Source organism: Sphingopyxis sp. EU05-FHT14B03 (genome assembly GCF_058790875.1).
Genome location: NZ_JBYTDC010000003.1, coordinates 884,802 through 907,704 on the forward strand (window position 1 = coordinate 884,802; position 22,903 = coordinate 907,704).

Consider the following 22,903-nt stretch of genomic DNA (forward strand, 5'->3'; position numbering starts at 1 on the left):
GCTGGCCCCTCCCTCGGCTTACTTATGAAATGACATGATTAAGTGGGTCGGCACAGCTTGGGGGCGACCGACTTGAGCCGCTCAATGCGAAAGTATCTGTTCGAGAAAGGTCCGTGCGCGCTCGCTTTTCGGCGCGGCGAAAAAATCGGCCGGCCTTGCGTCTTCGATGATCTGGCCCTGATCCATGAAAAGAATGCGATCGGCCGCCTCGCGCGCGAATCCCATTTCGTGCGTCACGCACACCATTGTCCGTCCTTCGCTGGCAAGGGCCGTCATCACATCAAGCACCTCCTTGATCATCTCGGGATCGAGCGCCGATGTCGGTTCGTCGAAGAGGAGAATCCGGGGTTCCATCGTCAGCGCGCGCGCTATGGCCGCCCGCTGCTGCTGCCCGCCCGAAAGCTGCCCCGGATATTTGCCCGCCTGGTCGCCGATCCTCACTTTATCCAGATATGATATCGCCCGTGCTTCGGCCTCCGGAAGAGAGACGCCGCCGACCAGTACGGGCGCGAGAGTACAATTCTCGAGCACCGTCTTGTGCGGAAACAGATTGAACTGCTGAAAGACCATGCCGACAGAACGGAGCGCCGCAGCCGCGTCCCGCGATGCCTCCGTCACCTTGGTGCCTTCGATCAGGACGGCGCCGGAATTGGGCACTTCGAGCATGTTCATGCAGCGGATAAGCGTCGACTTGCCGGAGCCTGAAGGCCCGCAAACCACGACCCGCTCGCGCGGCGCAACCTCGAGGTCGATCGAGCGGAGCGCATGATACGCGCCGTAGAATTTCTCGACTTGTCGAAGGCTGACGGCCGCGTGAACCGAATCTTCCGTCATGACGCCCGCTTTCCGCCCCGCATGGCCCGCACGCGCCCGAAGGCTGCATCGAGGTCGGCGATCAGATCCTGCGGCGCCTCCAGTCCCGCGTGAATGCGGATCAGCGCGCCGTCCGCCTCGCCATTGGGAAAGTCGCGGATCGGAGCGGGCCATGCCGGGACCGCGAGGCTTTCGAAACCGCCCCAACTGGAACCGAGCTGGAAAAGCGAGAACTCGTTGAAAAAGGCGTTTGTTTCCGGCGGAGTCAGGCGATCGAGCTGGACGCCGAACAATCCCGACGCACCAGTGAAATCTCGCTTCCAGATCGCGTGGCCCGGATCGGCGGGATGGGCCGGATAGCGGACTGCAACCACCTCGGGCTGCTCGAGAAACCAGCCGATCAGGGTCGCCGCGGTGCGCTGATGACGTTCGAGGCGCGCATCGAGCGTCCTGATGCCCCGGTGGACCAGATAGCAATTGTCCGGACTCGCGCAATTCCCCCAGCGCGCCGCCGCGTCCTTGAGCTGGCGGTAGATGGCCTCGCTGGCTGCCGTCATCGTGCCGAGCAGGCAATCGGAGTGCCCCGAGAGATATTTGGTCGCCGACGCGATCGAAACATCGACGCCATGGGCCAAGGGCTTGAAGAAGAGCGGCGTCGCCCAGGTGTTGTCGACTGCGGTCAAAATGCCTCGGCTGCGCGCAACCGCCGTGATCGCGGGCACGTCGATCATATCAAATGTCTGCGAGCCCGGGGTCTCCATATAGATGAGCCGGGTGTTGCTGCGGCACAGCGCGGCAATCTCCGGCCCGATATCGGGCCGGAAATATTCCACCTCGACGCCGAAGCGCGCGAGCACGTCGGTCAGAAACTTGCGGGTCGGCCCATAGACGCAGTCCGCGACGAGCAGATGATCGCCCCCGCCCACAAAAGCCGTGAGGGTCAGCGCGATCGCGCTCGTTCCCGACGAGGTGATGACCGTCGCGTAGCCGGCTTCAAGTTCGCTCACGGCCTCGGCAAGCGCGAAGGTCGTTCGCGTTCCGTAAAGACCATAAATGACCTCATCGTAGAGGCCCTGATGCCGGTCCATATAGGCCTCGACGCTGTCGTAGATAATGGTCGAGGCTCGATCGACGGGCGGATTGATGAGGCCCCGCTGATCGCGCGGCCGGGGACCGGCGTGAACGGCAAGGGTCGGATCCTGCCAGGCGCCCCCCTTCGGGTTCGCCGGCTTCTCGGGCCATTTCCGGTCGTGATTATCCTGCATAGTATAATTTCCGTTCGATCTTCATGCTGAGCCGGGACAGGGAGAAACAGAGGAGGAAGAAGATTGCCCCGGTGAAAAGATAGGCTTCGGCGAAATAGGGCCGCCATTGCGCCTCGACATATGAGAGGCGGGTCGTCTGCAACAAATCGAAGACGCCGACGATGAGAACGAGCGTCGTATTCTTCACCTCGCTGATCGAGGTGTTGACCAGCCCCGGTACGCTGACTTTCAGCGCCTGCGGCAACAGGATGTGGCGCCGCGCCTGCCACTTGGTGAGGCCCAGCGCCTGCGCGGCCTCGCCCTGCCCGACGGAAACCGCCAGCAGGCCGCCTCGGATGACCTCCGCCATATAGGCGGCGGTGAAGAATATGAGCGCGATCTGGACGCGCGGCAGGCTGTCGATCGAGAGATAGGAGGGCACGAACAGCGGGAACAGGACCGCGGCGAGGAAGAGCACGCCGATCAGGGGCGTTCCGCGAACCAGTTCGATGAAGGCGACGCTCGGCCAGCGAATGCCGCGCCGCGTCGACCTGCGGCCGAATGCAAGGAGTATGGCCAACGGAAACGCGCCGACCACCGCGAGGCTCGCGAGCAGCAATGTGACCGGCAGGCCGCTCCACTTCTCCATCGGCACATAGGGAAGGCCCGCGAACCCGCCGCGCAGCAGAAGCACTGCGAGCGCGATCGCGCCGAGCCAGGCAAGACCGAGGCGGCCGCGCCAAAATCGCGGGACGAAGGAGAAGGCGAGGCATGAAAGCAGTGCGGCCGCCGCTGCGGCGGACCGCCACTGCTCGGCTTCAGGATAGGTGCCAAACAATATGAGCCTCGCATTTTCACGGAGGAACGGCCAGCAAGCGCCGCTGTCCAAACGACACTCGGCAGCGCCTCCGGCGAAGGTCGCGTCGAACAACAACCACGACAGCCCCTTGCCGGCGGCCAGAGCAGCCAGGGCGAGGATCGAGACCGTGAGGATCGATTGGCGCCCTCCGCTGAACAGATTGCGCCGGATCCACGAAGGCCAGGCCGCGATCGAGCGCAGCGGAAAAGGTTCGAGGGGCGCCGTCTGGATGCTCCGACCGGGCTGCCCGGCGACGCTCCAGCCCAACCGGCGGGCATAGAGGCCGGTGACAAACGACAAGGACAGCGAAAGCAGAAGGAAGGTCGCGACGATCAGGCCAACGCCCTCGATCGCCTGGCCTGTCTGGCTGATGACGGTATCGACCACCGAGACAAACTCGGGATATCCGATCGCCACCCCCAAGGAGCTGTTCTTGATCGTATTGAGATGCCAGCTCGTCATCGGCGGTATGGCAATGCGCAGCGCTTGCGGAATCACGATCCGTCGCATCGTTTGCGCGGGCGACAGACCGAGCACTTTGGCGGCCTCGCTCTGCCCTGCGGGAACCGCGAGGATCGCGCCGCGGAATATCTCGGCCAGATAGGCCGAGGCATACATCGAAAGGCTGGCGACCAGTGTCAGAAACTCGGTGGAGAGCGACAGTCCGCCGATGGTTCCAAAGCGCCCCGCCCGAGGCAGATCAATCCCGCCCCACAGCATGAGCAGAACCACGACAATGCTGGCGAGGGCCAGCGCGGTGCGAGCGCGAACGCGCGCGCGCCGCACGGCACCGAACAGGATCGCAGAGGCGATGATCGCGATCAGCAAGGCCGGCTTTCCCGGATCGGCAAGGGTGAGCGCGGGGAGGTGCAATCCCCGATTGTCGAGGTCGAACGCACCGACGGCGCCCGGACCGGGGCCGGGCAGGCCGAACAGCAGCGCGGCGTACCAGACGAACATCTGGAGCAGCAGCGGAATGTTGCGAACCAGCTCGATATAAAGGCCAGAGAGCCTCGCAAGCAGCCAGTTGGACGACAGGCGCGCCATACAGACCGCGAGGCCGAGCAAGGTCGAGAAGATGATGCCGAGCGCCGATATCAGAAGCGTGTTGAGAAGACCCACCGCCAGCGCCGCGGCATAGGAGTCGCCTGGCGCGTAGGCGATCAGCGTTTCACCGATCGCGAAACCCGCCCGGTCGAACAGGAAACCGAACCCTGTCCGGATATTTCGGTCCGCAAGATTGTCCGCCAATGTCGCGAACAGGCCGTAGGCGGCCGCAAATCCGCCCGCCAAAAGCAGCCAGGGCAGCGCGGCGATCGCGAGCCGTCTCTGCGCCGGGATCATCGCATCGGCAACGGGTAGATCAGCCCGCCGTCCCGATAGAGCTTATTCTGCCCGCGCTCGACGCCGAGCGGCGTAATGTGTCGGTCGAAGATCTCACCATAATTGCCCGTCGCCTGGATCGCCCGATACGCCCAGTCATCGTCGAGGCCGAGCGACTTGCCGAATCCGGGCAGGTCGCCGAGCATCTTGCGAACTTCGGGGTCGCGCGAGGTCTTGCGCATGCGCGCCGCATTCTCCCGGGTAACTCCCATTTCCTCGGCAGCGAAGAGCGCGTTCAGCGTCCATTTGTTGATCTCGAACCATTGCTCGTCGTCGCTGCGCACGACGGGGCCGACCGGTTCTTTGGTGAGCCGCTCGGGCAACACCACATAATCGTCCGGATGTGCAGCATCGGCGAGACGGATCACCGTGAGCGTGAAGGCATCGGTGGTCATTGCGTCGCACCGCCCGGCAAAGAAGGCGAGCTTGGCTTCCTCGGGATTCTCGAACACGACCGACTGGAAGCGCAACCCCTTACGCTCGAAATATTCGGCGGTGTTGAGTTCAGAGGTCGTCCCCTTGGTGATGCAGATCGATGCGCCCTCGAGATCCGCCGGAAGCCGCACGCCCGATCGTCGGGGCACCAGGAAGCTCTGCCCGTCATAATACATGGTGCCGACGAAATTCACCCCGAGGTCGGTGTCGCGCGTCAGCGTCCATGTGGTCGTCCGCGACAGGACATCGGCCTCGCCCGTCTGCACGATCGTGAAGCGTTTGTTCGAGGCGACCGGCATGAAGCGGACCTTGCGGGCATCGCCGAGGACCGCAGCCGCGAGCGCCCGGCAGTAATCGACGAAGAACCCCTGCCAGCGCCCGCGATTGTCGAGATAGGACATGCCCAGCTGACCCGTATGAATGGCGCAATTGAGCGTTCCGCGCGCGCGGATCCGCGCGAGCGTCGATCCCTTCGCCGCGGCAATCTCGTATCCGCTGGTGTCGGCGGGCTCGCGGTCGCAGCCGCCGAGCAGCAGGGCGCCGGCGGCGAGCAGCGCCGGAAGCCAGCGGCGCGGTGCGTGCGACCTATTCATAAACGAGACTTTCGATGCTAGTGCCATAAGAAATAGCTATAGGGAGCGATGTCCGATGAACCTGCGTCACCTCGAAGCCTTCAGAGCCGTGATGCTCTCGGGATCGGTCACCCAGGCCGCGCAGTCGCTCAACCTGTCGCAACCCGCGGTGAGCAAGATGCTCGCCGAGCTCGAGCATCAGCTCGGCTTTCAGCTCTTCCTGCGTTCGCGCGGCAGCGCGCTCACCGTGACGCCCGAGGCCGACGCTTTTTTCTACGAAGTCGAGCGGAGCTTCTCGGGCATCGCGGCCCTGAAGCGGGTAGCGGAAGACATCCGCAACATGACGACCGGTACGCTGCGGATCGCCGCGCTCCCCGCGCTTGCGGTCAGTTTCCTGCCGCGCGTGATCGCGGCCTTTCGCGAGACACATCCCGGCGTCACCGTCCAGTTGCAGACCCGCAGTTCCTCGACGGTGCGGCAATGGATGGCGAACCAGCAGTTCGACATCGGGCTTGCGACGCCGGCGCGCGAATTGCCCGGCATAAGGATGGAGCGCTTCCTGCGCTGTCCCGGGGCCTGCGTACTCCCTGCCGGTCACCGGCTCGCCGCCAAGGACGTCATCCGGCCGGCCGATCTCGAAGGCGAACCCTTCATCTCGCTCGCGCTCGAGGATAGCGTCCGTCACCGCATCGACCGCGTTTTCGAGGACGCGGGAGTCAATCGGGAGATGGTCATCGAGACACAATATGCGATGACCATTTGCGCGCTGGTCATGCAGGGCGTCGGATGCTCGATCCTCAACCCCGTAACCGCCGCGGATTATGCCGAACGGGGCCTGACGGTCCGAGATTTTAAGCCTGAAGTCCATTTCGAATATATGATCTTCACGCCAAAACTGAGGCCGATGTCCCAAGTGGCTGCCGCTTTCATCGCGATGCTCGAATCTCACCGCGACAAGATGTTCGCCTCGGGCGCCGGTTGATGACGGGGGGTGCCGCACGGCTTTGCGCCCGCCTCGATCAGAAGGAAGCGGTCGCGCGGACGTACCAGAAGCCCCCGTTGAACCCGGTCGGCGCGAAGCGGAGATATTGGATCCCGTTGTTAATCTGGGATTGCCGCGCCTCGACGTCGGGATAATTGTCGAAGATATTCTCGCCGCCGACCGCGAGCTTGAGCATGTCGCTGACCCGGTAGGACAGCTCGAGGTCGACCAGCAGTTCGGCGCCGCCCGTCTGGTCGGCAGCCGGCGCCGCGCCATAGTCGGTCCATTTGCCATAATAGTTCGCGCGCGCGACGAAGCCGAAGCGCTCGCCCGCATAGGTGAAGGACGCATTGCCCTTCCACTTGGGGACGAAGCCTTCGAGTTCGAGCAGCCGTTCACGGTCCGCCGTGATCACCGGCGAGGCCTTGATGACATCGGTCTTGGTATAATTGCCGTTGAGGCCCAGCGTGGCCTTGCCACCGCCAAGGTCGAAGCCGACCGTCAGCACGGCATCGACGCCCTGGGTGCGGCTGTCGAAGGAGTTGGTAAAGAAGCTCACCTGCTGGAAGGAATCTCCGCCGGGAATTCCGAGCGCCGCGAGCTGCGCGCGCTGCGCCGGAGTGAGATTGAAATTGCCCGATACGGCGATCCGGTCTTCAACCTTGATGTTGAAATAATCGAGCGTGAAGGTGACACGATTGGAAGGCTTCACGACGATGCCGCCGGCCAGGTTGAACGAATTCTCGGGCCGAAGCGGCGTCGCACCGAAGAATTGCGCGACCGGATTGTTGGGCGCGATAATGCCCGCCGTCAGCGGCGCGCCGGTCACCGAGTCGATGTTGGTCTGGACCTGCGTTGCGTTCGACTGGCCAGGGGTAGGCGCGCGGAAACCGGTGTTGACCGAGCCGCGAACGGCGAAGACGTCCGAGAAATCATATCGCCCGTTGACCTTCCAGCTGAACTTCGAGCCGAAATCCGAATAATTCTCGTAGCGGCCCGCGAGGCCGAATTGGAGCGCGTCGGTGAGATTGCCCTCGATCGACGTATAGGCAGCCCAGTTGCTGCGCGCGAACTCGCCGGCCTGGATGGGACTGAAACCGGGGAAGCCGTTCGAGCCGACCGGCAGCCCGACCCGGTTCCCGGTATCGGGATCGATGACCGAGGCGAAGGGGCCGACCTGCCAAGATGCGATGTCGCCGGCCGTGATCTCATAGGTCTCGCGCCGATACTCAAGGCCGCCGGCGAGCGTCAGCGGATCGGAGGTGCCGATCGCAATGGGGTAGGTGAGATCGAGATTGAAAGCGAGTTCGCGCTGCTCGAGCTGTCCCGGCTTGAAGGACGTCGGCGACGCAAGGCCAAGCGACGGATTGACCGTATTGTCGATCCGGTAGGACGCATGGTTCTGGCCATAGGAAGCGCTGAGGTCATAGGTCAGGCCCGAGGAGAATTCGCCCTTGAGGCCAGCCGCGAGCGCGGCATCGGTCACCGTTGCCCCGAACTCCGGGGTAAAGCCGCCGGGAAAGAGCTGGCGGAAGCTGAACCGCTGCCCCCCGGGCGTATTGGTGAGCGGAATGGACGTGGAAATGAAGCTGGCATTGGGATGGCGGTAGAAGAAAGCCGTCGTGCCGCGGCTCCAACTGTAGTTGCCGAAGGTGTAGAATTCCATCTCGTCCGACAGGTCGATGCCGGCATTCACAAAAATGCGCGCCGCCTCTGACTCGGGATTGCCCCAGCGCTGAGCGGGCACGGGTACGTCTTGGACGCCCGCATCGATGAGCGCCTGCGCGTCGGGACGCTGGATGCCGCGTGACGTCGTGCTGGCGTTCACATATTCGCCGCTGATGTTGACGAAGCCGGCGTCGGTGAAGGGGAGCCCGACATTACCCTGGACGAGGAAGTCCTCGCCATCCCCCTTGTAGAATTGACCGTAGCGGGCGATCAGCAGGCCGCCCTCGCGGTCGCGGCGCAGACCGAAATTGAGGACGCCCGCGATCGCATCCGATCCGTAGAGCGCGGAGGCGCCGTCGCGAAGGACCTCGAGCTGGCCGATCGCGATCGACGGGATCGCCGAGAGGTCGGGACCCTGCGATCCGCGAATATAGGGAACATTGGTGAACTGGACCGTCGCGCCGCGATGGCGCCGCTTGCCGTTCACGAGGACCAACGTCTGGTCCGGCGGAAGCCCGCGGAGCGAGAAGGGCCGGGTGAAGACGGCGCCGTCATTGCTGACGAGGCGCTGGACGTTGAGCGACGGGACTTCGGTGCGAAGCAGGTCGTTCATGTCGGCCGTGCCTTTTTCGAGCAGTTCGGCGCCGGTAATGATGTCGATCGGCTGGGCGGAATCGGCCGCCTTGAGGTCGTTCCGCCGCGTGCCCGTCACGACGATTTCGCTCTGCGTCGTTCCTGGTCTCGGTGTCTCTTCGGCGTTATCCTGCGCGAAGGCGGCGACGGCCGATGTGGCTGCCAAGACGGCGATAATCGAGCCACTCGTGCGAAGCAATTTCCTCATGGTCCCCTCCCATTTGCGAAAGCTCTCGGCTTCACTACCGAGCTATCTTCGCGACCTTGGCATGACCAGAAATAATCACCACTCATCGCTACAAACGAGATGGTTATTCCATATGGTTATATCTCTCGCTTCATGCGCGCGGCCTCGAGCCGAGCCCGCCGCCTCTACGCCCGATTCCTGTTTCGGGGTGGGCCAGCAACGGAGTGCCATGGTCTTTACGTCGGGCTTCAACACCCTCACGGCGTGCGCACCGCGCTGGAAGGGAAATGCGCGATCCTAGGCGAGACCTCGTCGGATCAATCGAACTTGTCAGTGCGCGGATTCCAGAGAACTCTAACTCTGGCAAGTCCCGCGCTGCCCTTCAACCCAAAGCTGAATCAATTACAGCACCAGCATTATAATGCTCGCCACTCTGCCGCCCCCTTCGACCTAAACTCAGCGAACGCTAGTATTGCCTCCCGCCTGCGGCCAGGGTCGAGCGACCTCTTGCATCCAAAAATCGCTGGCTGTCATCTTATATCATCGGGAATATGCATCCATAAGTCGCGGGTGTAGTCAATCAGGAGATCCCCCGCGATCGCGCCGTAGATTGCGAGGAATAGGACTAACACCAGAAGCTTCGGGATAAAACTTATTGTCGGCTCGTTGATTGACGTGGCTGTTTGGATAATCGAGGTCACGAATCCGATAACGAACATTAGTATGAGCGGAGGTCCTGCGACAATCATGATGACCCAGAGTGCCTGGCCCATCGATAATGAAAACGGACTATTTAACTCCAACGCGTCCGCCCCTTTTGCCAATGGACTATGTCTATATTACGCATCGATTGCACCTCCCCCTCGCTCCCTTGATCTTTTTTTGAGAAAAGCGCCCACTTCCAAGGGCAGGCTAGGTGTGCCGCGTATAATAACGATACAACCGGCGTCAGCGAAGGATGGCCATGTACGACTGCATTATCATCGGCGGCGGACCGGCAGGCCTGACCGCCGCAACCTACCTGGGCAGATTTATGCGTTCTACGCTGCTATTCGACGCTGGAGCAGGCCGAGCAGCTCGGATTCCGACGACACATAATCTCCTCGGATTCCCAGACGGAATATCTGGCGAGGAACTACTTTCGCGTATGCGTGAGCACGCCGCTCGTTACGGCGCCGAACTGGTGAATGGCGCCGTCAGATCCATCGAGCGGGTCCAGACTGGCTTTATCGTCCGCACGGATTCGCAAGCTTTAGAGGCGCGAACCATATTGCTTGCGCAAGGCGTTTCAAACCATCAACCTAGGATTCCACAGGAAACACATGATCGGGGGGTTGCCTACGGGCTTATACGCTATTGTCCAATCTGTGACGCCTACGAAGTCCGCGGCAAGAGAGTTGCTGTACTTGGCTGTTCTGAACATGGCGCGGCCGAGGCGATGTTCGTCCGCCATTATAGCGAAAGTGTGACTTTGCTCACGCAGGAGGTTTCACAGCTTTCAAAAACCGAAAGCACAAACCTCACTCAAAATGGTATCATTATCAAACAGATACCCGTTCGCGACTTTTCGGTCAATGATCAGGATATTGGCGTAACTCTGGCTGATGGTCAGTACCTACAATTCGACACGCTATACGTTGCTCTTGGAACCTCAGCGAACTCGAAATTGGCGCGAATGGTGGGCGCAAAATTGAGCGAGTCAGCTTGTATCGTCGTCGATGAGCACCAGCAAACAACGATCAGCGGTTTATTCGCCGCAGGCGACATTGTTGAAGGGCTAGATCAAATTGCCGTGGCGTCCGGCCAAGCTGCCAAGGCGGCGACGGCAATACACAATCGCTTGTCCAGCTAACCTGGGGAGAGCGAACGCCAACCATGAAAACTTTTTATTGTCCGGCTTTGGAGTCGTCTGAATGCCGAAGACGGTTAGCAAGGTCTTCGTAGATTGAGATTGAAACAAGATGTGGCCTTCAGCGACGGTCATCGTCGTGACGCCCGCCCTTTTGCAAGTCGATCAGGCTCCCGACGATGCGTTGGTGATCGTCACAGCACGGCGACGGGGCTTGATGAGGATTTTCCTGCGGTTTCGAATCATCGCGCCTTGGGGTCTTTCGCTTCACGTAAACGCAAGCGCCCCCCAGGCTACGGCATCACGAGACCGGAATCAGACTGTCACATCTTGTCCATGTCGTGGCCGGCATGCGGGTCGGGTTCGGGATCGACCGGTTTCAGCGCTTCCGGCATGGCCTTTGCCCGAGGCGGAACAGCCACTTTCGGTTCTTGTTTAGGTCGGGATTTCTCGGGAGGCCGGGTCACTTCAGCCGCTTCCGCCGGGTCAGCAGCGGTTGCCGCCGCCTCTGCAGCAGGCATGGTCTCGACCATCGGAGGAGCCTCATCAGCCGGAACCTCGCTCTGTTCCGGTGTCGCGACACTCTCCTGCGCAGGCTCGGCGCCGCATCCTGCCAACGCAAGCATCAGCGCAGCAGCGCCGGATAGGGGAATGAATCTCGTCATATCAGTCTCCACTTGTTGTTCCGGCAGGTCATGCGCGGAATACCGAAACCTTGCCGTCGCTGCCGAACGCCATCACTTCGAACGCGTCCGCATTGCCGTCCGGCATTTCCATCCCCGGAGACCCGCGCGGCATTCCGGGCACGGCTATTCCGCGAATGTCGCGCGGCTTGTCGCGGAGGAGCCTTGCGACATGTCGCATCGGTACATGACCCTCGATCGCATAGCCGCCGATAACGACCGTATGGCAGGAAGCGAGCTCGTCAGGCACGCCATATCGCTTCTTTACGGCTGCCATGTCCGCGCGGTTCTCGACGGTCACCGCATAACCCGCGGTGCGGGCAATATCGGCCCAGGCTTCACAGCAACCGCACTCGGGGTCCCGATAGACGAGCATGGGCATACCCACCTTGCCTTTGACTGGCGAACTGGAGCCGGTTGCCTCGGAGACCCCAACGTCGGCGGCGGGCTTGCGATCGCACCCCGCCAAAGCCGCTCCGCCGACCACCGCAAAAAGTCCGAGAAGCCCGCGCCGGGTATAAACAGACGTCGTGCTCATTTTCGCTCCAGAATTTGCTTCATTTGATCGATCTCCGACCTTTGGCCAGCGATGATGCCGCTGCAAAGCTGCCGGACTTCGGGATCCGAGAGCTTCGCTTGCTCGCACATGAGGATGGCGCCCGAATGATGCGGAATCATCGAGCGGAGAAAAGCCGTGTCGCCGATCGTCGTCTGGGTCCGGATGAGCGCGAAACTTCCAAAAAAGGCCAAAGCCGATCCCAATAGGAGGAGCGTATTCAGCCGCTTCGAGGGGAACATGTCGCGCATCGCAAGGATCATCAGCACGACCATTGGCGACACCATCATGAGCGTCATGTAGACCATGTTGAGATTGTTGTAGAAGCTCGAGAGCCGATCGATCATGACGAACATCACGAGATACATGATGATCCCGCTGACGATCGTCTGCAGAGCGAGGCTGCGATAGGCTGGTTTCATGCCTTTCTCCTAGACTAATGCCGCCCCACAAAACTAGAACCAGAGTCTCACCCCCATGACGAGACTCACGCTGTCTGCATCTTCTCCTGCCGTACGCGCAAATCGCGCCGTGTCGCCGACCTTGCGCGCCCATTCGACGCCGACGTAGGGCGCAAATTCCTTTACGATCTCGTAGCGTAGCCGCAGCCCAAGTTCGAAGTCGGACAAGCCCGAGCCGATGCCGGTCTCGGGCACGTCCTGCAGGGCGAAATTAGCCTCTGCCATCGGCTGGAGGATCAGTTTCTGCGTAATGCGCTGGTCGTAATAGCCTTCGAGCCGAGCGAGCAGATCACCCTTGTTCGAGAGGAAAAGCGCGCCCTCAACTTCGAACCAATAGGGCGCGAGCCCCTCGAAGCCGATCGTCGCATAGGTGCGGTCGGGACCGGGTCCAAGGTCTTGCCTGATACCCGCCTGCGCGTTGAAATAAGGTCCGATGGCCCGGCTGTAGAGCGCCTGCACTTCGGCGCTCTCGATGCCTTCACCTAGGAGGCCCTCGCCTTCGCTCTTGATCGTAAGCCGGTTGATGTCGCCGCCGTACCAGGCCTCGCCATCCCAGCGGAAACCATCGCGGCCCTTGCGTGCCTGATATTCGGCGAGATTAAAGCTGATGAACGCGGTGGTTTGCCCGCCATTCTCCTTCATCATCTCGTGCCGCGACCGGTCCATCTCGGCCGCGGGATAGACGCGATCGGCATACCAATTGCCCGGTGGTGCTGGCGCGGGGGCGTCGCCCGGTGCAAGGTCAGTGCCGGCCGCGCCGGCGGTCGGTTCGTTCGTCGTACCTGCCTTCGGTGTGCAATGCCCCATTTTCGCATGCTCGGGTGGGCAGTCGGGGTCGGCCGGCGCGGCGGCCGGTTCGTCCATTGTCATCGCGGGCTTCGACGGCTCTGGTTCCGCCGCGCAATGGCCCATCGCCGCATGCTCCGGAGCACAGGCGGGCGCGCCCGTGTCTGCCTGATTCATCTCCATGCCGGGCATATTGCCATGATCCATTTCGGGCATGGGCGCGGGTTCGGATTGGGGCTGCGCGACTGGCACCGTCTCGGCGACGGGCTTTTTAGGTTCGACCGGCATCGTCATACCAGGCATCGATGAATGATCCATCGATTGCGCGGCAGCGGGAGACGCGAACGCAAGCGCGGCGGTGCCGGCTAGAAAAAGAGCTGTGCGCGTCATGCCGCTTCTCCCCGCGGACGGACGCTGACGACGCGCATCATCCCGGCGTGCATATGGTAGAGCAGATGGCAATGGAACGCCCAATCGCCGACTGCATCGGCCGTAAAGTCGAAGCTCGCGGTCCCGCCAGGCTGGACGAGCACCGTATGCTTGCGCGGCGATCGGTCGCCCTTGCCAGTAACCAGTTCGAAAAAATGACCGTGCAGGTGAATAGGATGGCTCATCATCGAATCGTTGATGAGATTGATCCGCACCCGCTCGCCTTCGATGAATGGGATCGGCTCATGGTAATCGGACATCTTGACGCCGTCGAACGACCACATGAAGCGTTCCATGTTGCCGGTCAGATGGATGTCGAGCGACCGTTCGGCGGCGCGGACATCGGGATTGCGTTCGAGCGCCACAAGATCGTGATAGGTCAGCACCTTGTGACCCGCGTTTTCAAGCCCCTGCCCTGGCTCGCCCATGCGATCCGATGGCATAGGGGAAATCGTCTGAACCCCAGGATTCTTGTCGACTTGCGGGGCGACCGAGAAGTCCCGCATTTTCATGCTGCCATGGTCCATTCCTGCCATCGCTCCGGCAGCGGGCGCAGCGGCACCGGGCATTTCCATGCCCGGCATCGACTCGCCTGCGGGCATCTCCATTGCTGCCGCCCCGCTTTCGGCTCCCATCGCCATGCCGCTATGATCCATGCCAGCCATCGAACCGCCCGACATGTCCATGTCGCCCATGCCCATGTCCTTCATGGTTGTAAGCGGACGCTCGCGCAGCGGCGGCACCTCGGCGACCATGCCGGCGCGCGGCGCGAGCGTGGCGCGGCCCATACCCGAGCGGTCGTTGGCCTCGGCGACCAGCGTATAAGCGCGATCTTCGATGGGGGTAACGATGACGTCGTAAGTTTCGGCGACCGCGATCTGGAATTCGTCGATCTCGGTCGGTACGACATTGAGCCCGTCGGCCTGCACGACGGTCATTCTGAGGCCCGGGATGCGGACGTTGAAGATCGTCATCGCGGACGCATTGACGATACGCAGCCGCACGCGCTCACCCGGGCTGAAAAGCGCAGTCCAATTGTCGCGCGGGCCGTGGCCGTTGACGAGGAAGGTGTAAGTCGAACCATTGACGTCGGCGACATCTGTCGGATCCATCCGCATCTTGCCCCAGTCGATGCGTTCCTTGAGCGGCTGATCCTTGCCGGCGAGCAGGCCGGACAGCGTCTGACGCTGCATATTGAAATGGCCGGGATTGACCTTGAGCTTTCGGAAGATCGCCTCGGGCGAGATCTGGCTGTGGTCGGACAGCACCACGACATGCTCGCGGTCGTAGCCGATCGGATCGGCGCCCGCCGGATCGATGACGATCGGGCCATAGTGGCCGAGTTGTTCCTGCAGGCCCGAATGACTGTGATACCAGTAGGTTCCCGACTGGACGACCGGGAATTCATAGATAAATTTCGAGCGCGGCTTGATGCCAGGAAAACTGACGCCCGGCACGCCGTCCATCTGGAACGGCAGGATCAAGCCGTGCCAATGGATCGAACTGTCCTCGTCGAGGTCATTTACGACGGTGAGCTTCGCCGTCTGTCCTTCCTTGAGGCGTACCAGCGGCGCCGGCACTGTGCCGTTGATCCCAATCGCACGGCTCAGCTTGCCGTCTATCCGCATTGTCTGGCGTGCGATGCGCAGCGTAATATCGTTGCCCGACACCGTCGGCAGCGGCGCGGTGATGCCGGGCGACACCGGCTGGGCCCAAGCCGGGAACCACGCGGCCATCGCCGCAGCCGCTCCTCCGCCCAAAGCTCCGCTGACAAACCGACGCCTTTCCATCTGCATATTCTTCCCGACCGTTACTGAGTGTTCCTAAAGCTATACGCAGGCGACACGGCTGCCCCTCAATAAATATGCCGGACGATGAGGAGACGCTGCACGAATGGGCATCTGGGACCTCAACCCCCTACCCTCGCCGTGGTTCCCGCAAGCAACTCCCTGAGCTTGGTTCGCGCGCGATAAAGGCGGGTTTCAACCGTCTTCTCGCTGACCCGCAAAATCACCGCGGTTTCGGCTTGGCTGACTTCGTCGACGCCGCGAAGGAGCAATACCTCGCGTAAACTCTGCGGCAATTGGTCGATCGCCCCACGAACCCTGGCGAGTTCTCGCCTATCGGTCGCCACAGAGTCCGGCGCAGGTCCATCGCTCGCTATGTGATGCGCACTCTCAAGCGGGAGCGCACGGGAGAAAAAGGCACGCACCTTTCGTCGGCGCGCCCAGTCGTGACATTTGTTGAGCGCGATATGAGCTATCCAAGTGCGGAAGGGGCGATCCCCATCATAGCGATCGAGCGCCGAGAAGCCGGCGACGAAGGCTTCCTGCGTCAGGTCCATCGCCTCGTCGGCATCGCCGATCTGCCTGACGATGAGCCGATAAACGCCCGCTTTGTAACGGCGCAGAAATTCGCGATACGCATCCTCGCGGTGTGCGCGAGCGAGGATCGCCAGGTCCTGGTCGCTACACTGCGATAGGTCAGCGCTCACCGCGCGTCGGCGGTCAGCGCCTTGACCACGCTTTTGTCGAACATCTCCGCCTGACCGGGATTGAGGACCCCGCGCATTGCGAAAAGATGCTGGAGCGTTTCCTTTTGCAGGCCGCCCATCACCTCGTGGGTCTCGTCGACCGCCTTAGTAACCTGCTGCCCATAGCCATGTTCGGCCTCGATCGCCTGCGCGAGCCTGACATTGGCAGCGCGCATCTCAAGCTCGAGCGCCCGGCGGCGGCCCGAGAAATCGGCCTCGATCCGTTCGAGCTTCGCTTCCTGCTCCGTGGTCAGGTCGAGTTCGCCGTGGAGAAGGGCATGCAGTTCGGTCTCGTTAGCTTTCGGCGCATCCGACACCACGCGACCGACGAAAACACCAGCCATGGCAGCAGCGAAAGCGATGAGCGCGACGAGAAGAAGGCGGCGCGAAGGCATCGTTACCGCACGTCCAGCAAGGTGGAAGGCGCCAGTGTGCTCGGCGGACCGAAGGGTGCAAAGGGACTTGCCGCAACTGCCGACTGGGGGACTGCGCTCCCCGCAACGATGCCGCCGCCGAGCGAAACAAAGGCTGCCAGCGCCATCAGGCGGCGCATCGCAACCGCTTCGCGCCGGCGGATCGCCAATGCGCCCATGATGCGATCATCGAGCGCGTCGAGCGCTGCGGGTAGATCGATCCTGTTCAAAATGCCAAGCTCCTTATCCATCGATCTTCTCTTCAAAACTTTCCATTATTGTACATACGCGCCGAAGCGCTTCATCCCTCAAACCATAATATTATGCCAGAATATTGAGGGCCATGCCGACATCCTGCGTATAGACAAGACGGACAACCATTTGGAGGTTTTTATGTTCAAGTCTTTTCTCCCCTCTGCAGCGGCGGCTTTCGCACTGCTTCTCATGCCGACCGCAGCGAGCGCGCACACCAAGCTCGTCGGCTCGACGCCGGCCGCCAATTCGACCGTTTCTAAGGTCATGTCGGTCAATCTGCAATTCAACGAAAAGGTGATCACCTCGACCCTCAAGACCGAGCTTGTCATGACCGGAATGCCCGGCATGGCCAATCATGCGCCGATGAAGGTGCCTTACTCGTCGATGATGGGCAAAGAAGGCAAGTCGGCAATGCTCATGCTCAAGCGACCGCTGACGGCCGGAACCTACAAGGTCACATGGTCGGCGGCGGGCGCCGACACCCATCGCATGGGTAGCGAATTCAGCTTCACCGTAAAGTAAGGCGTTGGGAGACCCCGTCCTGATCGGCATCAGGTTCGCACTTTATGCGGACCTGATGCTCGTCGCCGGCCTTGCGGCGTTCCCGCTCTATGCGCTGACACGGAGCGAACGCCTTGCGCCGCAGCCGATGATGGCCGCGATCTGGCGCGCAGAACGGTGGCTCTGCACCATTGGGCTGCTCGTCTCCACCCTCGGAATGGGCGTGCTCGCGGCGTCGATGCAGGGCGTGGGCATCCTCTCCCTGGAGCTTCAACCCTTTTGGGATCTGGTTCGCGAAACCGAGGTCGGCATGGCCTGGATTTATCGGAGCGCCGCTCTGCTCCTTGCGTTGGCGGCGGCAGTCTGGATGACACGCCGGCCGACAATCGCAGCCGCCATACTCACCCTTGCCGGCTCGGTCGCCGTCGCGACCTTGGTCTGGGCGGGCCACGCGGGCGCGACCGAGGGCACTGCGGGGACCGTGCACCGGTTCAGTGACATATTGCACCTGATCGCAGCCGCGGTCTGGATCGGCGCGATCGGCGCGTTCCTAATCCTGATCGCGCCACAACGTCTCCGCGAATCGCCGGGCGGACTCCAAATTGCGGCGCGGAGCCTCGATCAATTTTCGCGCGTCGGCACGATCTGCGTCCTCGTCATCGCCGCCACCGGCCTCATCAATAGCCAGATGATCGTCGGCGCCGAGAATCTCGGCCGGTCTCTCAGCTCGCCTTATGGCCAATTGCTCCTTGCCAAGCTCGCGCTGTTCGCATTGATGCTTGCGCTCGCGGCCGCCAATCGCTGGCGACTGACGCCTGCGCTCGCGGCGGCGGCGGGCGACGATGCAGACAGCGTCGATTCCGATCCAGATGCAGCGCTCGCGGCCATGCGCAGGAGCCTGATCATCGAAGCGGCGGCCGCGCTCGCCATTCTCGCGCTGGTTGCCTGGTTCGGGACGCTCGAGCCGTTCATCACCTCCGATCCGGTTTGACCGCCGGCGTCGCCTCCTGGTCGGGTTCGATCATGCTCGGGACCGGCTGGGCATTGATCGATGCGCGCATCGGGACCAGCCGTCCCCATAGCCATGTGGCGCATCAGATCAGCCTCGCCGTCGAACGCGACCTCGAAATTTCCGGCGATGCCGACATGATAGTCCCTGCCGGACATGCGGTAGTCATAGCGTCGCAAGTCCGGCACCGCCTGGGGCCGCCAGGTGCCCTCGTGCGATCATTTTATCTCGACCCGCTTTTTCGTGTCGGCACCCGGCTGTCCATCGGATCGGCGCCTGTCCTGTTGATGCCGGTAGAGGCAGCGGGACTATGCGATATCGCAAGCGGCGCGGACGCGAAGCGCTGGGCGTCCGACTATCTCGACCGGTCGCAGGCGCGTCCGGTGGATGCACGCCTGTCTGAGGCGCTCGCGGCCCCCGATGATTTGTCGACTGCCCGCGCCTTGGCCGACGTTGCCTGCCTCTCATCCTCGCGCCTGCGCGAAATCGTCAGCCGCGACTTCGGTGTGCCTCCGGCCAAATTGCTGCAATGGCTCCAGCTTCAACGCGCAGTGCGGGCGCTGGTCGGCGGCGGAGGTCTCGCGGACGCCGCGGCGGCGGGAGGCTTTGCCGATCAGTCGCACTTCACGCGCCGCTGCGCCCAATGGCTCGGAGTGACGCCTTCGGCCGGCCTCAGCGCCTTCGCTTTCGAAACCGTGCCCTGAGCCGCACGCGCCTAGCTCCGGCGAAACATTCAAGACCGACGCGCCAGCTCGCGCCTAAACGTCTCGTCGAGACTCGCGCGTAACCGCAATCCAGCGGCAAGCAAAAACGTCGAAAGGAGACGGCCATGCCCGACCCGATACCCGTAGCGAGTTCCTACACGCCAGCGGCAGGATATCACTTCCTGACGCCCTTTTATGATTTCGGCGTCGCGGTGACCACGCGCGAGCGCGTGTGGCGCGACCGTCTCGTTCACCATATGGCGCTCGCCGAGGGTGACGTCATTCTCGACATCGGCTCGGGTACGGGAAATCTCGCGCTGGCGATCTCCCGCCATAGCCGGGACGTCCGCTATCTTGGTATCGACCCCGACGAGGCTGCGACGCAAATTGCCCGAAGCAAGACCGCGCAGATTGTTCCACCGCCGGAGTTTCGCGTTGGCTTTTTCGCGGCTTCGGCGATCGATGACTGGCCCTCGCCTGCCAAGATAGCGATCTGCCTCGTCCTTCATCAGGTCGGGCTTGAGGAAAAGGCACGTCTGCTACGCGAGGCCTGGCAGGTGGTCGCGCCCGGCGGCAAACTCTATGTCGCCGACTATGGGGAACAGCGCAGCCGCCTAATGCGGCTACTGTTTCGCCTGACGATCCAGCAACTCGATGGCGTCCAGGACACCCAGCCCAATGCCGATGGATTGCTCCCGGTGCTGATGAGAGAGGCCGGCTTTCGCGATGTTCGCGAACTTGAGACGTTTCGCACGCCAACCGGTGCGATCGTCATCATCGAAGCCGGCAAGCCCCGGACCTAGCCGCACGGGGCAAAGAAATCCAAGGGATAACCCCCGTTCTTGCGTATCGATAGGAGCGGCTCCATTCTGGAACCGCCAGGAAAGACGCCATCGGCGAACTCGACCGGTGGCGCTCGGACGGCCCCGCCATCAGGCGGGCATCAAACATGTACGGGAGCGGCGACGGTGCACGATCATCAGGGCGCGGAAAAAGGCAGCGGGAGCACGACCGATCCAGTCTGCGGCATGACGGTCGACCCGGCCACGACGTCTCACATTGCGACGCACGGCGGCGAACATCATTATTTTTGCAGCGCAGGCTGCCTCGCGAAGTTCGAGGCCGATCCCGATCGCTATGCTGCAAAACGCGAGCCGGCCGCAGCCGATGCGCCCGAGGGCGCCATCTGGACCTGCCCGATGCATCCCGAAATCCAGCAGGCCGGTGCCGGAAGCTGCCCCATCTGCGGCATGGCACTTGAGCCTGTCATGCCGACCGCATCGGACGGCCCCAGCGAAGAATATCGCGATATGCGGCGACGTTTCTGGGTCGGGCTCTTGCTCGCCCTTCCCGTCTTCGCGCTCGAGATGGGCGGCCACATGACGGGTCTCCACCAATATGTCGGTCGTCAGACGAGCAACATGATTCAGATGCTCCTCGCGACGCCCGTTGTGCTGTGGGCGGGCTGGCCCTTTTTCGATCGCGCCTGGCTCTCGATCCGCAACAAGAGCCTCAATATGTTCACCCTCATCGCGATGGGGACGGGCGTCGCCTGGGGCTACAGCATGATCGCGGCGCTCGCGCCCCAGATTTTCCCGGACGCGTTCCGCGCGGCCGACGGATCGGTGGCGGTCTATTTCGAGGCCGCGGCGGTCATCACGGTGCTGGTGCTGCTCGGGCAGGTGCTCGAACTCAGGGCCCGCGAGACGACGAGCGGCGCAATCCGCGCGCTCCTTGACCTGACGCCGAAGCTCGCCCGGCGCGTCCGCGCTGACGGGAGCGACGAAGAGGTCGCGCTCGAGGACGTCGCGGTTGGCGACATGCTGCGTATCCGCCCGGGCGAAAAAGTCCCGGTCGATGGCATCATCCTCGAAGGCGGCGGAACGGTCGACGAGTCGTTGGTCACGGGCGAGTCGATGCCGGTCACCAAGGAAGCCGGCGCGGCGCTCATCGGCGGGACGATCAACCAGACCGGCGGCCTGCTCATGCGCAGCGAGAAGGTCGGGCGCGACACGATGCTCGCCCGGATCGTACAGATGGTCGCCGACGCGCAGCGCAGCCGGGCGCCGATCCAGCGTCTTGCCGATACCGTTTCAGGCTGGTTCGTGCCCGGCGTCATCGTCTTCGCCATTGCCGCTTTCGTCGTCTGGTCGCTTCTCGGCCCTGCGCCCGCCATGGCCTATGGTCTGATCGCGGCCGTCTCGGTGCTGATCATCGCCTGCCCATGCGCGCTCGGCCTCGCAACGCCGATGTCGATCATGGTCGGCGTGGGGCGCGGCGCCGAAGCCGGTGTGCTGATCAAGAATGCCGAGGCGCTTGAACGGATGGAGAAGGTCGACACGCTCGTCGTCGACAAGACCGGGACGCTGACCGAAGGCAAGCCCTCGGTCGTCGCCATTGAAGTCGCGGACGGCTTCGAGGAGCAGGACCTCCTCCGGATTGCCGCGAGCCTCGAGCGCAGCAGCGAACATCCATTGGCGGCCGCGATCGTCAAGGCGGCCGAAGACCGGGGCCTCGCGCTCGTTGAGCCATCGGGAGTCGACCAGCCGGTCGGCAAGGGCATCGTCGGCGCCATCGACGACAAGGCGATCGTCCTCGGCAATGCGAACTTTCTCGAAGAATATGACGTCGATCTGGGCGCGCTCACCGAAGCGGCCGACCGTCTTCGCGGAGACGGTGCGACCGCGATCTACATCGCGGTCAACGGCAAGGCCGCAGGCGTCATCGCCATCGCCGATCCGGTCAAGGAGACGACAGGCGAAGCGCTTGCGGCGCTGCGCGAAGCTGGAATCAAGGTCATCATGCTCACTGGGGACAATCTCGTCACCGCCGAGGCGATCGCGCGGCGCCTCGGCATCGACGACGTCGAAGCCGATGTCCTCCCCGACCAGAAGAGCGCGGTCGTCCAGCGGCTGCGCGAGCAAGGCCGGATCGTCGCCATGGCAGGCGACGGGGTCAACGACGCCCCCGCGCTCGCCGCCGCCGACGTCGGCATCGCGATGGGCTCGGGAACCGATGTCGCCATCGAAAGCGCGGGCATCACGCTACTGCGCGGCGACCTTTTGGGCATCGTGCGGGCGCGGCACCTCAGCCATGCGACGATGGCGAACATCCGCCAGAATCTTTTCTTCGCCTTTGCCTATAATGTCGCGGGCATACCCGTGGCGGCGGGCGTACTTTATCCCATTTTTGGGCTGCTGCTATCGCCGATCATCGCCGCCGCCGCGATGGCGCTCTCGTCCGTCAGCGTCATTGCCAATTCGCTGCGGCTGCGCTTTGCCAAAATCTAATCGAAACCGCCGAAGACACTCGTGAAGTGAAGACGCAACAAGGGGAAATGATATGAGACGACTGACGATTACAGCGATAGCATTGGGTATGCTGGTGGCCGTCCCGGCTCAGGCAATCGAGCCTGCGGATTATCAAAGCGTTGCTGCAGCGCTCGCGCAATATAAATCAGCGATGGAAAAGCGGGACCTGACCGGAGTCGAGGCACTCTTCGCGCCAGACGCCCAGATATTCGAGTCGGGCGGCGTCGAAGGGAATTTCGCCCATTATCGCGACCATCACCTCGGTCCCGAACTCAAGGAGTTCAAATCCTTCACCTTCCGCAACTACAAGATTTCCGTTCGGAGCGAAGGCGATGTAGCAATCGCGACGGAGACCTACAGCTTCTCGATCGTGCTCGGGAGCGGCGAGACAATCGAACGGGATGGCGTCGCTACGAGCGTCCTCAAACGGGAAAACGGAAAGTGGCAGATTTTCAATCTGCACAGCTCCTCACGAAAGCCCAAGGTGCGGCCGGCGGGCGGCGCCTGACCGGGTGAAGAAAGGACTCACCTCGGGGCTCGCAGGCCAAGCACATCCTTCAGGCCTCGCCAAGCCCGCGCCCGAACGAAGCGCATGAGTCCGATCGAGAGTGGGCGCCCGGAAATGCCTCTACGCGGC

The 22,903-nt window shown here is 62.5% G+C and carries 21 protein-coding genes; 8 read left to right on the forward strand and 13 right to left on the reverse strand.

Features of this window, described 5'->3' with window-relative positions; genetic code table 11:
* Nucleotides 1-81: 81 nt before the first annotated feature.
* From AC3WS4_RS20765 to AC3WS4_RS20780, 4 genes are read right to left on the reverse strand one after another with little or no spacing between them, the layout of a single operon-like run.
* Nucleotides 82-834 (reverse strand): amino acid ABC transporter ATP-binding protein, encoded by a 753-nt coding sequence (locus AC3WS4_RS20765; protein WP_492737958.1) that lies wholly within the window; start codon nt 832-834, stop codon nt 82-84.
* Nucleotides 831-2,078 (reverse strand): cystathionine beta-lyase, encoded by a 1,248-nt coding sequence (metC, locus tag AC3WS4_RS20770; RefSeq protein ID WP_492737960.1) that lies wholly within the window; start codon nt 2,076-2,078, stop codon nt 831-833. The genes AC3WS4_RS20765 and metC overlap by 4 nt, the downstream gene beginning before the upstream one ends.
* Entirely contained in the window at nt 2,068-4,260 is a 2,193-nt protein-coding gene (locus AC3WS4_RS20775) for an ABC transporter permease subunit (RefSeq protein ID WP_492737964.1), read from the reverse strand. Before AC3WS4_RS20775 ends, metC begins: the two co-directional genes overlap by 11 nt.
* Entirely contained in the window at nt 4,257-5,327 is a 1,071-nt protein-coding gene (locus AC3WS4_RS20780; protein WP_492737966.1) for an amino acid ABC transporter substrate-binding protein, read from the reverse strand. The genes AC3WS4_RS20775 and AC3WS4_RS20780 overlap by 4 nt, the downstream gene beginning before the upstream one ends.
* Before the next feature lie 55 nt (nt 5,328-5,382).
* Here AC3WS4_RS20780 and AC3WS4_RS20785 point away from each other — a divergent pair, with 55 nt between their 5' ends.
* On the forward strand, nt 5,383-6,288 hold the full coding sequence (locus AC3WS4_RS20785; RefSeq protein ID WP_439512624.1) for a LysR family transcriptional regulator: 906 nt from the start codon (nt 5,383-5,385) through the stop codon (nt 6,286-6,288).
* Nucleotides 6,289-6,325: 37 nt separating this feature from the next.
* On the opposite strand, the gene AC3WS4_RS20790 is transcribed toward AC3WS4_RS20785, so the two are convergent.
* Nucleotides 6,326-8,755: a TonB-dependent receptor plug domain-containing protein gene (locus AC3WS4_RS20790; RefSeq protein WP_444856062.1), complete on the reverse strand. Its 2,430-nt coding sequence runs from the start codon at nt 8,753-8,755 to the stop codon at nt 6,326-6,328.
* A gap of 551 nt (nt 8,756-9,306) precedes the next feature.
* Complete coding sequence (locus AC3WS4_RS20795) at nt 9,307-9,549, reverse strand: flagellar biosynthetic protein FliQ (RefSeq protein ID WP_439512776.1); 243 nt, start codon at nt 9,547-9,549, stop codon at nt 9,307-9,309.
* A gap of 191 nt (nt 9,550-9,740) precedes the next feature.
* On the opposite strand from AC3WS4_RS20795, the gene AC3WS4_RS20800 reads away from it, so the two are divergent.
* Entirely contained in the window at nt 9,741-10,628 is an 888-nt protein-coding gene (locus AC3WS4_RS20800; RefSeq protein WP_439512626.1) for an NAD(P)/FAD-dependent oxidoreductase, read from the forward strand.
* Between the two features lie 320 nt (nt 10,629-10,948).
* On the opposite strand, the gene AC3WS4_RS20805 is transcribed toward AC3WS4_RS20800, so the two are convergent.
* The 7 genes from AC3WS4_RS20805 to AC3WS4_RS20835 form a co-directional block, all read right to left on the reverse strand.
* Entirely contained in the window at nt 10,949-11,290 is a 342-nt protein-coding gene (locus AC3WS4_RS20805; protein WP_439512627.1) for a hypothetical protein, read from the reverse strand.
* Between the two features lie 28 nt (nt 11,291-11,318).
* Nucleotides 11,319-11,846 carry a DUF411 domain-containing protein gene (locus AC3WS4_RS20810; protein WP_439512628.1) on the reverse strand — a complete coding sequence of 176 codons (528 nt, stop codon included), beginning with the start codon at nt 11,844-11,846 and terminating at the stop codon, nt 11,319-11,321.
* Nucleotides 11,843-12,286 carry a DUF305 domain-containing protein gene (locus tag AC3WS4_RS20815; RefSeq protein WP_492737970.1) on the reverse strand — a complete coding sequence of 148 codons (444 nt, stop codon included), beginning with the start codon at nt 12,284-12,286 and terminating at the stop codon, nt 11,843-11,845. Before AC3WS4_RS20815 ends, AC3WS4_RS20810 begins: the two co-directional genes overlap by 4 nt.
* A gap of 33 nt (nt 12,287-12,319) precedes the next feature.
* Complete coding sequence (locus tag AC3WS4_RS20820) at nt 12,320-13,501, reverse strand: copper resistance protein B (RefSeq protein WP_439512630.1); 1,182 nt, start codon at nt 13,499-13,501, stop codon at nt 12,320-12,322.
* Nucleotides 13,498-15,330: a copper resistance system multicopper oxidase gene (locus tag AC3WS4_RS20825; RefSeq protein ID WP_439512631.1), complete on the reverse strand. Its 1,833-nt coding sequence runs from the start codon at nt 15,328-15,330 to the stop codon at nt 13,498-13,500. Before AC3WS4_RS20825 ends, AC3WS4_RS20820 begins: the two co-directional genes overlap by 4 nt.
* Nucleotides 15,331-15,449: 119 nt before the next feature.
* Nucleotides 15,450-16,034 carry an RNA polymerase sigma factor gene (locus AC3WS4_RS20830; protein WP_439512632.1) on the reverse strand — a complete coding sequence of 195 codons (585 nt, stop codon included), beginning with the start codon at nt 16,032-16,034 and terminating at the stop codon, nt 15,450-15,452.
* On the reverse strand, nt 16,031-16,468 hold the full coding sequence (locus tag AC3WS4_RS20835; protein ID WP_439512633.1) for a periplasmic heavy metal sensor: 438 nt from the start codon (nt 16,466-16,468) through the stop codon (nt 16,031-16,033). Before AC3WS4_RS20835 ends, AC3WS4_RS20830 begins: the two co-directional genes overlap by 4 nt.
* Between AC3WS4_RS20835 and AC3WS4_RS20840 the strand changes: the two genes are divergently transcribed.
* From AC3WS4_RS20840 to AC3WS4_RS20865, 6 genes are all read left to right on the forward strand, one after another.
* Nucleotides 16,352-17,263 carry a copper resistance CopC family protein gene (locus AC3WS4_RS20840; protein WP_439512634.1) on the forward strand — a complete coding sequence of 304 codons (912 nt, stop codon included), beginning with the start codon at nt 16,352-16,354 and terminating at the stop codon, nt 17,261-17,263. The two genes, AC3WS4_RS20835 and AC3WS4_RS20840, sit on opposite strands and share 117 nt — an antisense overlap.
* Before the next feature lie 4 nt (nt 17,264-17,267).
* Entirely contained in the window at nt 17,268-18,233 is a 966-nt protein-coding gene (gene copD, locus AC3WS4_RS20845) for a copper homeostasis membrane protein CopD (protein ID WP_439512635.1), read from the forward strand.
* Nucleotides 18,234-18,265: 32 nt separating this feature from the next.
* Nucleotides 18,266-18,955, forward strand: a complete 690-nt coding sequence (locus tag AC3WS4_RS20850; protein WP_444575890.1) for a helix-turn-helix domain-containing protein — start codon at nt 18,266-18,268, stop codon at nt 18,953-18,955.
* Nucleotides 18,956-19,080: 125 nt separating this feature from the next.
* Nucleotides 19,081-19,758 carry a class I SAM-dependent methyltransferase gene (locus tag AC3WS4_RS20855; RefSeq protein WP_492737976.1) on the forward strand — a complete coding sequence of 226 codons (678 nt, stop codon included), beginning with the start codon at nt 19,081-19,083 and terminating at the stop codon, nt 19,756-19,758.
* 165 nt (nt 19,759-19,923) lie between these two features.
* Complete coding sequence (locus AC3WS4_RS20860; protein WP_492737978.1) at nt 19,924-22,245, forward strand: heavy metal translocating P-type ATPase; 2,322 nt, start codon at nt 19,924-19,926, stop codon at nt 22,243-22,245.
* Between the two features lie 52 nt (nt 22,246-22,297).
* The gene (locus AC3WS4_RS20865) at nt 22,298-22,774 is read left to right on the forward strand and encodes a YybH family protein (RefSeq protein WP_492737980.1); all 477 of its coding nucleotides are present in this window, start codon (nt 22,298-22,300) and stop codon (nt 22,772-22,774) included.
* Nucleotides 22,775-22,903 lie beyond the last annotated feature (129 nt).